Annotated in this window: 15 protein-coding genes, 1 tRNA gene and 1 pseudogene; 5 read left to right on the top strand and 12 right to left on the bottom strand. The window is 58.8% G+C overall.

Annotated features, from left to right (window positions below; genetic code table 11):
- Nucleotides 1–49: 49 nt before the first annotated feature.
- Entirely contained in the window at nt 50–742 is a 693-nt protein-coding gene (locus ACWHXD_RS22710; protein WP_138762378.1) for a crotonase/enoyl-CoA hydratase family protein, read from the bottom strand.
- Between the two features lie 321 nt (nt 743–1,063).
- Here ACWHXD_RS22710 and ACWHXD_RS22705 point away from each other — a divergent pair.
- A tRNA-Ser gene (locus ACWHXD_RS22705) sits at nt 1,064–1,153 on the top strand.
- A gap of 85 nt (nt 1,154–1,238) precedes the next feature.
- On the opposite strand, the gene ACWHXD_RS22700 is transcribed toward ACWHXD_RS22705, so the two are convergent.
- Nucleotides 1,239–1,508 (bottom strand): short-chain dehydrogenase, encoded by a 270-nt coding sequence (locus ACWHXD_RS22700; RefSeq protein ID WP_138762377.1) that lies wholly within the window; start codon nt 1,506–1,508, stop codon nt 1,239–1,241.
- 539 nt (nt 1,509–2,047) lie between these two features.
- Here ACWHXD_RS22700 and ACWHXD_RS22695 point away from each other — a divergent pair.
- Together ACWHXD_RS22695 and ACWHXD_RS22690 are read left to right on the top strand one after the other, a co-directional pair.
- A complete protein-coding gene (locus tag ACWHXD_RS22695; protein ID WP_138762376.1) occupies nt 2,048–3,175 on the top strand; it encodes a saccharopine dehydrogenase NADP-binding domain-containing protein in 1,128 nt (375 codons plus the stop codon).
- Nucleotides 3,176–3,177: 2 nt separating this feature from the next.
- Nucleotides 3,178–3,675 (top strand): DUF2269 family protein, encoded by a 498-nt coding sequence (locus tag ACWHXD_RS22690; protein ID WP_138762375.1) that lies wholly within the window; start codon nt 3,178–3,180, stop codon nt 3,673–3,675.
- A gap of 51 nt (nt 3,676–3,726) precedes the next feature.
- On the opposite strand, the gene ACWHXD_RS22685 is transcribed toward ACWHXD_RS22690, so the two are convergent.
- From ACWHXD_RS22685 to ACWHXD_RS22655, 7 genes and pseudogenes are all read right to left on the bottom strand, one after another.
- Nucleotides 3,727–4,095 (bottom strand): DoxX-like family protein, encoded by a 369-nt coding sequence (locus ACWHXD_RS22685; protein ID WP_138762374.1) that lies wholly within the window; start codon nt 4,093–4,095, stop codon nt 3,727–3,729.
- Nucleotides 4,092–4,544, bottom strand: coding sequence for a thiol-disulfide oxidoreductase DCC family protein (locus tag ACWHXD_RS22680; RefSeq protein WP_138762373.1), 453 nt, complete (start codon nt 4,542–4,544; stop codon nt 4,092–4,094). The genes ACWHXD_RS22685 and ACWHXD_RS22680 overlap by 4 nt, the downstream gene beginning before the upstream one ends.
- Nucleotides 4,545–4,676: 132 nt before the next feature.
- On the bottom strand, nt 4,677–4,973 hold the full coding sequence (locus ACWHXD_RS22675) for a hypothetical protein (RefSeq protein WP_238344565.1): 297 nt from the start codon (nt 4,971–4,973) through the stop codon (nt 4,677–4,679).
- 99 nt (nt 4,974–5,072) lie between these two features.
- A complete protein-coding gene (locus ACWHXD_RS22670; RefSeq protein WP_032895768.1) occupies nt 5,073–5,408 on the bottom strand; it encodes a hypothetical protein in 336 nt (111 codons plus the stop codon).
- A gap of 242 nt (nt 5,409–5,650) precedes the next feature.
- Nucleotides 5,651–6,016 (bottom strand): DUF2784 domain-containing protein, encoded by a 366-nt coding sequence (locus tag ACWHXD_RS22665; protein WP_098950656.1) that lies wholly within the window; start codon nt 6,014–6,016, stop codon nt 5,651–5,653.
- A 50-nt stretch (nt 6,017–6,066) separates the two neighbouring features.
- Nucleotides 6,067–6,393 (bottom strand): helix-turn-helix domain-containing protein, encoded by a 327-nt coding sequence (locus tag ACWHXD_RS22660; protein WP_138762372.1) that lies wholly within the window; start codon nt 6,391–6,393, stop codon nt 6,067–6,069.
- Nucleotides 6,377–6,628: pseudogene (locus tag ACWHXD_RS22655) on the bottom strand (type II toxin-antitoxin system RelE family toxin); the annotation flags it as partial. The gene ACWHXD_RS22660 and the pseudogene ACWHXD_RS22655, both read right to left, overlap by 17 nt.
- A 223-nt stretch (nt 6,629–6,851) precedes the next feature.
- Between ACWHXD_RS22655 and ACWHXD_RS22650 the strand changes: the two are divergent.
- The gene (locus ACWHXD_RS22650; protein ID WP_032895773.1) at nt 6,852–7,538 is read left to right on the top strand and encodes an HAD-IA family hydrolase; all 687 of its coding nucleotides are present in this window, start codon (nt 6,852–6,854) and stop codon (nt 7,536–7,538) included.
- Between the two features lie 131 nt (nt 7,539–7,669).
- Here ACWHXD_RS22650 and ACWHXD_RS22645 read toward each other — a convergent pair whose 3' ends face one another.
- Entirely contained in the window at nt 7,670–8,416 is a 747-nt protein-coding gene (locus tag ACWHXD_RS22645; RefSeq protein WP_138762371.1) for a 3-oxoacyl-ACP reductase family protein, read from the bottom strand.
- 107 nt (nt 8,417–8,523) lie between these two features.
- Between ACWHXD_RS22645 and ACWHXD_RS22640 the strand changes: the two genes are divergently transcribed.
- Nucleotides 8,524–9,447 (top strand): LysR family transcriptional regulator, encoded by a 924-nt coding sequence (locus tag ACWHXD_RS22640; protein WP_138762370.1) that lies wholly within the window; start codon nt 8,524–8,526, stop codon nt 9,445–9,447.
- 105 nt (nt 9,448–9,552) lie between these two features.
- Here ACWHXD_RS22640 and ACWHXD_RS22635 read toward each other — a convergent pair whose 3' ends face one another.
- Nucleotides 9,553–10,281, bottom strand: coding sequence for an aspartate/glutamate racemase family protein (locus ACWHXD_RS22635; RefSeq protein WP_034136192.1), 729 nt, complete (start codon nt 10,279–10,281; stop codon nt 9,553–9,555).
- A 13-nt stretch (nt 10,282–10,294) separates the two neighbouring features.
- On the bottom strand, nt 10,295–11,824 hold the full coding sequence (locus ACWHXD_RS22630; RefSeq protein WP_138762369.1) for an NCS1 family nucleobase:cation symporter-1: 1,530 nt from the start codon (nt 11,822–11,824) through the stop codon (nt 10,295–10,297).
- Nucleotides 11,825–12,049: the final 225 nt, after the last annotated feature.

Genomic DNA, 12,049 nt, shown 5'->3' with positions numbered 1-12,049 from the left:
AAGAAAAAGCCCGACTCAAGGTCGGGCTCAGGCGCAGCTGGTGTAGGACTTAACTCAGGCTATGGCCCTGATCCTGGATGATTGCATCGTCCAGGGCTTCGAGCAGTGCGCGGCGCACTTTCAACTTGGTGTGCTTGTGCGCGTTCATATTGATCTTCTTCAACTGCCGTGCCGCTTCCAGTGCAACCGCGTGCAGTTCTTCCGGTGCCACCACCTTGTCGAGGAAACCGGCGTGCAGGGCGCCTTGTGGATCAAACATCTCGGCATTGATCACCGAACGCTGAAACGCCGACTTACGCAGGCGATCGCGCGCCAACTCGATACCGGCGTGGTGCATGGTCATGCCAATCGCCACTTCATTGAGGCCAATGCTGAACGGGCCGTCGACGCCGATACGGTAATCGGCCGACAACAACAGGAACGCGCCCTTGGCCACTGCATGACCGGGGCAGGCCACAATTACCGGGAACGGATGCGCCAACATCCGCCGCGCCAGGGTCGAGCCTGAGGTCACCAGGCTGATTGCCTCTTTAGGGCCGGCGGTCATCACCTTCAAATCATAACCGCCCGACAAAATCCCCGGCGTGCCCGTGATGATCACCACCGCCCGATCCTTCTCGGCCTGATCCAGCGCCGCATTAAACTCACTGACCACCGCCGGAGAAATGGCATTCACCTTGCCGTTGCTCAGGGTCAGGGTCGCGATACCGTCTTCGAAGTGGTAGGCAATCAACTCACTCATGACGCGGTTCCTTGTAGGGCTTGTTATAGAGATAGATGCACAGACGTTACTCACCACGCCCCCGCGGGTAAAGCGCCGTGACTGACTACCCAGTCAGGCTTTTGCCTCATCCCCAAGGGTAGACACCCCGCAGCAGGGCGCAGCAAGCATTCCAGACACGTGCCGCCGCTGCCTGAGAATGGCACAATCACCACCCCCTGTCGGGCGGTGAATGGCATAACGGTCTAACCGCATGAAAATTCTGAAAAAAACCTTTGCCATCAGAAAGGCTTTCGACTACATTAGCGCGCCTCGACAGACTGAACTGGTTTGACGAGATACGGTGAAGTGTCCGAGTGGCTTAAGGAGCACGCCTGGAAAGTGTGTATACAAGAAATTGTATCGAGAGTTCGAATCTCTCCTTCACCGCCAAATTCGATGTAAACAAAACCCCTGGTTTCGAGAGAAACCAGGGGTTTTGTGATTTCTGGGGTTTGAAAAGTCCAGCTTTATCAGGTCACGCGCTTGGCATATCCATTCGCCTTCCTATGACGTCCAGCAAATCGCAGCCGTCGCGCAAAGGGATTGAACAAAGCAACGCAAAATCACTGAGTACAACCGCATCACTACCGATCTCACTGCGTAGTGCGAGGTTCTCGAGGACTTGTGTAACAGCACGAAGTCGATAGGTCGCAGCGTCGAGGAGTATTTCCAATGGCACGGTGGTATCGACAAAAAGGGCAGGTGTGGCGCTGTCGTTGCTGGTAAGTGCTATGTATTGGTTCATGCGTAAAGTCCGTTCGCTTGGAGGGGGAGAAGCCACCTATTAGTCGCCAAACAAAAGGTGGCAACTGTACGCAGGTTGGCGAACCGGCATAAGAACGGACAAAGACCGGCAGACCCGAGGGTCTCCCACGCACAGCTACCATTGAGCAGCTTATTGCGTGCAGGGGCATCCCGCAAATCAGCCGGGAGGCTTTTGCCATCTTATAGTCGAGTCGCCAAACCCGGTCGCCATATGGGCGACCAGAAGACTATAGGCATTGAGGTTTTAAAACGGCAGCCTGTCGCTTCTGAGTAATGTGTAGGACGTTGCCCAAAGCCACCAACCCCTGTGCGATTGAAGGCGCACATGTAGCTCGAACCTACTATGGCGACGGGTGGTGTGATCATGACCCGTTGCATTGACTCACAACCGTAGCCATTTCCTCGAGGCTCCCCGTTGATCCTGGCTCAAGAAGCTGAACAAATCGGGTATCTTTAGCCGACTCAGCCGCCAGTTTTCCTCAGGCTCAGCGCATGATCGATTGTTTAGGGAAGAATGGAATGACACTCAGGGTGTTGGTAGTCGGTGGCTACGGCAATTTCGGCAGCATCGTTTGCCGGCATCTGGTGGTGGCGCCGGGCATTGAACTGGTGATCTCGGGTCGCGATCCACATAAGCTGCAGCGCAAGGTGGATGAGCTGAAAAGCCAGTCGAACACCGCTTGCGAGGGTTGGTGTGGCGATGCCATGGGCGCCGGGTTCGCCTCCGTTTTGCGTTCGATGAACATCAAGTGGGTGATCCACACCGGCGGCCCGTTCCAGGGGCAGTCCTATGCTGTCGCCCAGAGTTGCATCGACGCTGGCGTGAACTACTGCGACTTGTCCGACTGCCGCACCTTCGTCAACGGCGTGAGCGTGCTGGATGCACAAGCACGGCAGGCAGGCGTGGCGATCCTTAGCGGGTGCAGCTCAGTGCCGACGCTGTCGTGCGCCATCATCGATCAGTATCGCTATCGCTTCACCCGTATCGACTCGATCGAGCACGGTATTTCCTCCTCGGCCAAGATGCCGGGCCTGTCCACCGTCGAAGGTGTGCTGGCTTACGCGGGCAAACCCATCAAGCAGCTCAGGCATGGCCAGGTGCATGAAGTGCTGGGCTGGCAGGACCTGACGCTGCGCAAAATGCCTGGGCTTGGCACGCGGGTGTTGGCCAATGTGGATGTGCCCGACATGGACATCTTTGCTGGCCGCTATGGTGCCCACACCCTGAGCTTCAAGGCTGGTGCGGGGCTCAAGCTTGGCGGTGTCGCCAACTATCTGCTGGCCCAGGCGCTGCGGTGGGGCGTCGTGCGTGACCCTCTTGCCTGGGCTGCGCGGCTGCATCGGCTGGGTACTTGGTTCGAGCGCTTTGGCGATGGCAAAAGCGCGATGTACATCGACGTGAACGGCCTCGGCGCAGAAGGGCAACCGCTGTCCCTGGCGGTGCAACTGACGGCGCTGAATGACAAAGGCCCGGAAATTCCCAGCTGTGCCGCCGTTGCTCTGGCCCTCAAAGTCGCCCAAGGCTATGGGCCTGAACCCGGTGCGCGGCCGTGCGTTGGCGAAATCACCGTCGACGAATACATGGCCGCCATCAACGACCCGGCGAACCTTAGCCTGACCGTGCATTTCTCCGACGGGCAGGGCTGACCATGCTCTATCTGAGCCTGAAATACATCCACATCATCGCGGCGATTTTCCTGTTTGGCTTCGGCATGGGCTCGTATCTGTTTCTGATCGCCGCGAGCCGTACGGCCAACCCGCAAGTGATTGCCCATGTGGCGCGGATGGTGGTGCGGTTCGATACCTGGATCACTACGCCGGCGGGGGGCATTCAGATCCTTACCGGCTTTGTGTTGATCAAGCTTGCCGGACTTGGGTTGACCACCGAATGGGTGCTGACTTCGCTGATCATCTTCCTGTGTGTGGGGGCTCTTTGGCTGCCGGTGCTGGTGCTGCAGAAGCGTTTGCAACAAATGGCGCTCAGCGCGGTTGAGACGAGCAGGGCGCTTGGTGATGGATACCGCAGCGTCTATAGGCAATGGTTCTGGATGGGTGTTCTGGGTTTCTCTGGGATGTTTGTGATCGTGCTGATCATGGTGACGAAGATGACGCCATGGCAGTTGATTGGGCTGTTGCTGGATGGCTGACATCAGCGCTGGCCGTTGCACTTGAGGCACTCGGGCTGAAATAAATGCTGTTCAGGGCTTGGTATTCCAAGCCACCGCACACAACGCCAAACCCGCCACATTCAGCGACACAGGATTAAACGCTTCCCTGAGCATCGACGGGCTGAACACCGCCACATCCACCAGCAGCCCCGCCAGCGCAGTCGCAGCCACTACAAGCGGCCAGACACTGCGTGGCGAAAGCAGTATCCATATCGCCAGGGCAATTTCCCCAACCCCCGCCAGCGTGGCGAACAACTGCACCTGCTCGATCCCGTGCGCCTGGATCATTGCCCGCTCACCCTGGCTTAGCCACAACAGCTTCGGCACCAGCCCATGGTAGGCAAACATGAAAGCCAGGCCGCCCCGGGCGATCCAGTTGATGCGCAAAAGGGGATTCATGGCTGATCCTTTAAAAAGCGCTGTTCATGATCCGCGTTCGGCAACAGACAGGTATCGTATTTCCCGAACAGCCGATAGCGATTGCGCGCGATGCGGTCGTAAGCCCAATCCCGAAGAAAGCGCGGGATGCCACGCAGGAGCAGCATTGGGCGCCATCGGGCAGGCAGTTGCGCAATGATTTCGAACACCGCCTCCGAACGCTGCCAACAGTGCTTATCGCGGATCACTGCGAGGGTGTCGAACTGCTCCAGCGGCAACCCCGCCCACGCCAGCAGCGCCTGGCCCTCGGGTGACTGCACGGCGGCTAGTCGCAAGCACCGTTGGTGGTCGTGGCGGATTAGAAACCTTGCCCAACCGTTACACAGCTTGCACACCCCGTCGAACAACACCACGGTTTCACCGGGCTTGAGGAATGGCGCGGGGGTAGGGCGGGTGTCGGAGGCAGGCATGTGTGTAGGTCCAGTCGGGCCGGGTTAGCCTGGATCATACCTGCCTTCGCCTGCACTGTAGTGTTTGGGGTTGGCTACCCCAATGAGCTTCAGGGGGCGCGCCGATGATTCGAAGGCAGATCTGTCACCGCTTCAAGGCGACTCTTCGGTACTCAGAAACGGTCCGACTGAGCCAAATGGGTAACTGTTCATGCCAATACGCAAAGGCGCTATCGGGCTAGCAGCAGCGCCGATCAGCAGGACATTGTCGATAACAATGGTCTCTCCCGGCGCCCGATTATCTGCGGCGACGATGAGGTAATAAGTACCGCTGTTTTTCACTGTACCGGTCAAGGCTTGGTTGATGACTCCGACTATGCCGGTCGCCTTGCCAAAGCCTTCGCCTTGCACATTACCCTGGGCATCCATGAGGATTAAATACGGGTTCAAAGCGTATTTGCTGAATCCTATCTCGAAGTGGTACGCCAGCCTAAAACTGTCGTTAAAAAAGCCGCTGTCTCATACCGAGATCAAGCGGCTTTTTCACACTTATTGCGCGGTTTTCAGCTTAATCACATCACCGGAGATCTTGGTGGTGTAGCCGTTCAATACCCAGGCCCAGAACCACTTTTCCTGCACTTGGGTGTTGATCAGCGCGTCGCCGCCTTTGGCCTTGATGGCTGCATCCTGGGCGCGCACGAAGCGGTTGTTCTGGCCAATGGGGATGACGCCCAGCAGCATGATGCCGGTGGCGCTGGCTTCGCTGTGGCCGAGCACGGTGTACTGGCTGGCGTCGTATTGCTGGGTTTTCATGGCGGTGCCGGTGCAACCTGCCAGGGTGAAACCAAGTACGGCTGCTGCTACGACTTTACTGAGGTATTTCACTTATAACTCCATAGATTCAAGCTCGAGATTCAATTCTCGGGGGCGACACTCTAAGCGCTCAGCTGGCAGATTGAAATCGATCAGCGAGGCTGGGATGCAGATGGCTCAGTCTGGCGCGTGCTTTGCGGTGATCCCATCGCAGCCTCGCTGGGGCTCGACAGCTCCCACATTTGCGCTTCGGCGTGTCATAGATGCAACCACGACGGATTGAGGTGCGCTGATTCTTCACCAGCGCAACTGTCTCAAGCCTGTACGTAACGCCGGATAACCCGCCCATACACCGCGAGGTTGATCACCACCACCACGGCTCCCAGCAGCAATTGGATATTGGCAGTCAGCCCGGCGGGGTAGATCAGCGTGAGGATGTAGTGCTCGATAAACCCGCCGCCATAACCGTCCTGCCCGGCCAGTTGGCGAAACAGGTTTTCCCAACGGGTGAGTGGGCAGGGCAGGTGCAGCACCTCTACCGCGATGCCCCAGGCGACGGCGGGTAAGTGCAGCCACATCACTCGCGGCCACTTCAGGGTGAGCAGGCCACCGAACAGCACGAACAGGATAAAGGCCAGGTGGAACAGCACGAGGCCGTCGGCGGCTAGGCGGTAGAGCATGTTTGAGCTCGATCTGAGTAAAGGAATACGTGAATTCTTGCCGGGTGACGTTATAGCTCCAGTTGACTGGCATTGATACCGAACGCCTTGGCTATCTTTTCCCGCGTGGTGCGGCGAGGTTTGCTGACCGCCTCCTGCTGGGCAAATGCCGATTGTGAAATACCCAGGCGTTGGGCGACTTCTTCCTGGGTCAATCTCAGGTGCTCGCGCCACGCGCGGATAGGTGTTGCGCCATCCACCAGGCGGCTGACTACCGCATGGGGGATCAGGTTTGGATCTTTTTGCTGCGCCACATAGTGTTCATAGGGAATCACCACATAGGCTGGCTTGCCCTGCGTATTGTGGATGATCTGTACGGCAGTAGGTTCGCTCGTCACGTTTTTTAACCTCTTGGATGCTGACGACCTGGATGCTGCCGTCCCAGTCGAAAAGGACCCGGTAATGGCCTACCCGCAAGCGATAGCTGTGAGGATGGTTAACCAGCACCTTGACGTTGATTGCATCGGGCATGTGTTCAAGAGCGGACACGGCATCGCGTACCTGTTGCTGATGATACGAATGCAACCGAAGCAATTGTTTGACGGCTTTTCGCGTCCATTGGATTGAGTTCATGGAGGTTAATAAGTCTTTTATAAGGTTTGCAATCGGTATTTTCAGATCCGTGTCGACGGGTCATGACGTTGTCCTCTCAAACCCTAGCTGGCCGCCGTCAGCGCCGACGGTTAAAACTGTTGCGTGGTATGAATCAATGGTTGGTCCACGAAGGTTGCTTGCAGGCAACGAGGGCCGTTATTGTGCTGAATCCTTTTAGTCCTCGCCCCAAGGTTGTGTTGTGATGAATGCACCGCGTACCGCTGTCCCGATCAAGGCCGTGATTTTCGATATGGACGGGTTGTTGCTGGATACCGAAGGCATCTATACCGAAGTGACGCAGATCATTGCCGAACGCTATGGCCGTACCTACGACTGGAGCATCAAACAGCACATCATCGGGCGGGGGGCCCAGGATTTGGCCGACTATGTGGTCAAGGCGCTGGACCTGCCGATCACGCCCGCCGAGTTTCTGGAAATTCGTGAACCGCTGATGAGCGAGCGTTTTCCCAAGGCCCTGGGCATGCCCGGCGCCGAGGCGTTGGTGCGGCATTTGAAGGCGCACAATATTCCGATTGCGGTGGGCACCAGTTCATCGCGTAACTCGTTTGGCCACAAGACCACCCTGCACCGTGAATGGTTTGGCCTGTTCGACACCATCGTCACCGCCGACGACCCGGAAGTCGGCGCCGCCAAGCCCGCGCCAGATATCTTCCTCACCGCCGCGCGTCGGTTGGGTGTAGCGCCTGAGGATTGCCTGGTGTTCGAAGACTCGCCGTTCGGCGTGACGGCGGCGAAGGCTGCGCACATGACCGCTATTGCGGTGCCCGATGAGGCGATGGCTGACAGCAAGTACCAGCATGCTGACCTGATTATTCGCAAACTCGCCGACTTTGACCTGGCCGCCTACGGCTTGCCTCCCATGGCCTGACCCCGCACGGTCAAAAATGTGGGAGCGGGCTTGCTCGCGAATGCAGGGTGTCAGTCAGTAGATTTATCAACTGACCCACCGCCTTCGCGAGCAAGCCCGCTCCCACATTTGGGTTGCGGTTCTGCAAAGAATCAGGCGCTGAACCCACCATCGATGGTCAGGCTGGCGCCCGTGATATAGCCCGCTTCCGGCCCGGCCAGATACGCCACAAAACTGGCGATCTCCTCCACATGCCCATACCGACCTACCGCCATCAACCCGATCAGACTTTCGGCAAAATCACTGTTCGCCGGGTTCATATCGGTGTCCACCGGCCCAGGCTGTACGTTGTTGACGGTGATACCCCGTGGCCCCAGGTCCCGTGCCAACCCCTTGGTCAACCCCACCAGCGCCGCTTTGCTCATGGCGTAGGGCCCGCCACCGCCAAAGGGCATGCGTTCGGCGTTGGTGCTGCCGATATTGATCACCCGGCCACCTTCGCCCATATGCTTGGCGGCTTCCTGGGTGGCGATAAATACGCTGCGTACGTTGATCGCCAAGGTCTGGTCGAAGTCTTCCAGCTTGAATTCCTCCAGCGGCGCGATGGCCAGCACGCCAGCGTTATTCACCAGGATATCCAGGCGTCCAAACGCCTCGACTGTAGCGTTGACCGCCGCGCGAATCGCCGTGGCATCGGCGCTGTCGGCCTGTATCGCCAGGGCTTTGCCGCCTTCGCTGATCACTTCGTTCTGCAACGCTTGGGCCTTGGCGGCCGAACTGACGTAGGTAAAGGCAACCGCTGCGCCCTGGGCGGCGAGGCGCTTGACGATGGCGGCGCCGATGCCGCGGGAACCGCCTTGAATCAAGGCGACTTTGCCGGTGAGGTTGTGTGTGGTCATGTCGATCTCCGAGGTAGTTGATGGGGCGAGTATCGACCTCACCCGCCCAGCTCGGTAGCCCGTGGTTGCTATAGTCTGTGTAAACCAAAAGTTTAGAGTGGGGCGATATGGAAAGCTTTGGCAGTATCGAATGCTTTGTGCGCAGCGCCGAGGGTGGCAGCTTTGCCGAGGCTGCACGGCACCTGAGCCTCACGCCTGCTGCAGTGGGTAAAAGCGTTGCCAAGTTGGAGGCGCGCCTCGGTGTGCGGCTGTTCCAGCGCAGCACTCGGCGCTTGGCGCTGACCGAAGCCGGCAAGGTGTTCCTGGAGGAAGTCAGTGGCAGCCTAACCACCATTCAGAATGCGGTCGCCAACCTGGCCAGTGCCGAAGGGCGGCCGGTGGGTACGCTCAAGGTCAGCATGGGGCCGGTGTTCGGCAATCGGTATGTGGTGCCGTTGTTGGGCGAATTTATGCGGCGCTGTCCTGATATCAGCCCGGACTGGCACTTCGATAACCGCCAGGTCGACCTGATCGGCCAAGGCTTCGATGCGGCCATCGGCGGCGGGTTCGAGTTGCCCCAAGGTGTGGTAGCGCGCAAGTTGACGCCGGCGCACCGGGTGCTGGTGGCGTCGCCGGATTACCTGGCGCGACGCCTTCCGGTACTGGTGCCCGAGGACCTGTCGCACTGCCTCGGCATCTTGATCCGCTCGCCGCAGACTGGCCGGGTGCGTTCGTGGCAACTGACCAATCGTGAGCGCGAGCACAGCCCTTTAGTGCTGAAACCGGCGATGACCATGAGCGACTCCGAAGCCGCGTGCTGCGCCAGTGCCCAGGGCCTTGGCATCGCGCTGGTGAGCATGCCAATGGCCGTGCCGTTCCTGGACAGCGGGGCGCTGGTGCGGGTGTTACCCAACTGGTATGTGGACGACGGCAATATTTCCATCTACTACGCCGAGCATAAGTTGCTGCCGGGCAAGACGCGGGCGTTTGTGGATTTCATTATTGAGCAGTTTGCCGAGCAAAAACTGGCTCAACGGTTCAGTGCTATCTGAGCAGGGCGGTATATCGAGTTGTGGCCATCGCGGGCAAGCCCGGCTCCCACAGTGATCGCGATCCAATGTGGGAGCCGGGCTTGCCCGCGATGCAGGCGCATCGGTCTACCGCCCGAACTTACCCGGCCAGCCGATGACCTTCTTTGGTCGCGGCGTGGCGTACGTCCTGACCTTGGACGTCGACAACCCCAACCGCACCAACGACTCGGCCACCATCACCGCCGCCGTCACTCCATCCACCACCGGCACCCCGGTGCGCTGGCGAATCTGCTCATCCAGCCCGGCCATGCCGCCGCAGCCCAGGCAGATCACCTCGGCCTTGTCATCGCGGATGGCCAGTTCCGCCTGGCGCACGATGGCTTCCATGGCGCCCAGCGGGTCTTCTTCCAGCTCCAGTACCGCCATGCCGCTGGCGCGCACCGAAGCGCAGCGCTGGTAGAGGCCGGCGAGTTTCAGCCGGTCTTCAATCAGCGGCACAGTGCGGTCCAGGGTGGTCACCACCGAGTAGGCGTGCCCCAGGAACATTGCGGTGCTGGCCGCCGCTTCGGTGATATCCACCACCGGCACATTGAGCAGTTCCTGCAGGCCTTCACGGCCATGTTCGCCATAGCCGGCCTGGATCACCGCATCAAAGGGCTGGTCGTAGGCCATCACCCGGTCCATCACAGCGATGGCGGCCAGGTAGCTTTCAAAATTGCCTTCCACCGATTCGGCGCCGAAGTACGGGGTGAGCCCGACAATCTCGGTGCCCGGTGACGCCACGGCCCGTGCTTGCTGGGCGATGGTCTCGGTGATGGATTCGGTGGTGTTGACGTTGACCACGAGGATACGCATGGAAAGTCCTTGTTTAGTGACTGACGTTATCGACGGCAATGCTTTCGCCGCTGACATCGGCGTAGTGCGGTTGACGCTTGGCAATCAGCAGGTACAGCAACCCGGCGATGCCTGCGCCAAATAACCAGGAAAACGGCGAGACGCTGGCAAACCCCGGCAACAGCGCCAGCAGGATGGCGATCACCGCCGCTGGAATAAACGCCGCCACCGCACGCATATTCACCCCACGGCTGTAGTAATAAATGCCTTGGGGGTCTTCGCTGTACAGTTGTGGCACATCCACCTGGCTTTTACGGATCAGCCAGTAATCGACCATGATCACCCCGTACAACGGCCCTAGCAGCGCGCCCAGGCCAGAGAGGAAGTACACGATCACCAACGGGCTGTTGTAGAGGTTCCACGGCAGGATCAGCACGGCAACAAAAGCGCTGATCAACCCGGCGCGGCGGAAGTTCAGGTACTTGGGCGCCAGGTTGCTCAGTACAAAGGCCGGAGCGACGAAGTTGGCCATGATGTTCACCGCCACGGTGACGATCAGGAAGGCCAGGCAGCCGAGCACCAGAAAGAAGGTGTTGGGGATCGCCGCGATGATCTCGGTCGGGCTTTCGATCACCCGGCCATTGAGCTGGAACTGCCCGCCGCACAGCAGCACGGTAATTGCGGCGAACACCAGGATATTCACCGGCAGGCCCCAGAAGTTGCCGACCTGGATGGTCTTGCGGCACGGCGACGAACGCGCGAAGTCGCAGAAGTTGAGGATCAGGGTGCCGTAGATGGCCAGCCACAGCGCGCCGCCGGCAAAGATATTGCGCCACATCTCGCCGCCACTCAGGGGCTCGCGGATCGACCAGGCAATTTGCCCGTTCGCCTGGAAGTACATCCACCCGGCCAGCGCAGCCACGGTCAGCAGAATCACCGGCCCGGCGAAGCCTTCATAGCGACGTACCATTTCCATGCCGTAGGCGAGGATCACCAACTGCACCAGCCAGATCGCCACAAAACACGCCCAACCCAGGGACGACAGGCCGAGAATCGAGTCGTGGTCATAATCGGCAAACCCTGGATGAATGGCCGTCAGCAGCACGCGGAAAACCACCGAGGCCAGGTAGGTCTGGATACCAAACCAGGCAATCGCAATTACCGCCCTGATCAATGCCGGAATCTGCGCCCCGTGAATGCCAAAACTAATGCGGCTGATAACCGGAAACGGCACACCGGTCTTCTGCCCCATGTAGCCGGACAAGTTCATGAAGAAGTACACCAGCGCCGCACCGATCCCCAGGGACAGCAGTATTTGCCAGCCGCCCAAGCCCAGTGCATAGAGCCCAATGGCGAATGAATAGTTGGCGATGTTGTGTACGTCATTGGTCCACAACGCAAAGATGCTATATCGCCCCCAGCGTCGGCCTTCGACCTTGGTGGGCGCCAGGTCCTTGTTGTGCAGGCGCGGGCTGAGCACCAGCGGGCCGGGGCCTGTGGCTGCAGGGTTTAATGGGGAGGAGGGCACATCCAGTGCGAGGGTGTTCGAGAGGCTTGTACGCATTCCGGCAGGCTCCAGCGCATCTGCAGCAAAGCGGCGGATGGCAAAGTGTATGTAGGTTTTGTATTGATTGTATACAAAGCGTACTTCTGCCTAAGCCATATGCGTGCCAATTCTCGATATATGAAAATCTTGGCTAATTTCGTTTTTATATAGGTTGGGAATAACTTGCTGAATTACAAACGTTATAAATTGACCGTTTGAACAGGTATTTATTTATTTGTTAAT

It is taken from the genome of Pseudomonas fjordensis (assembly GCF_976987115.1).
The sequence above is the reverse complement of the archived record's forward strand: the minus strand, read 5'-3'. Positions and strand labels throughout refer to the sequence as shown.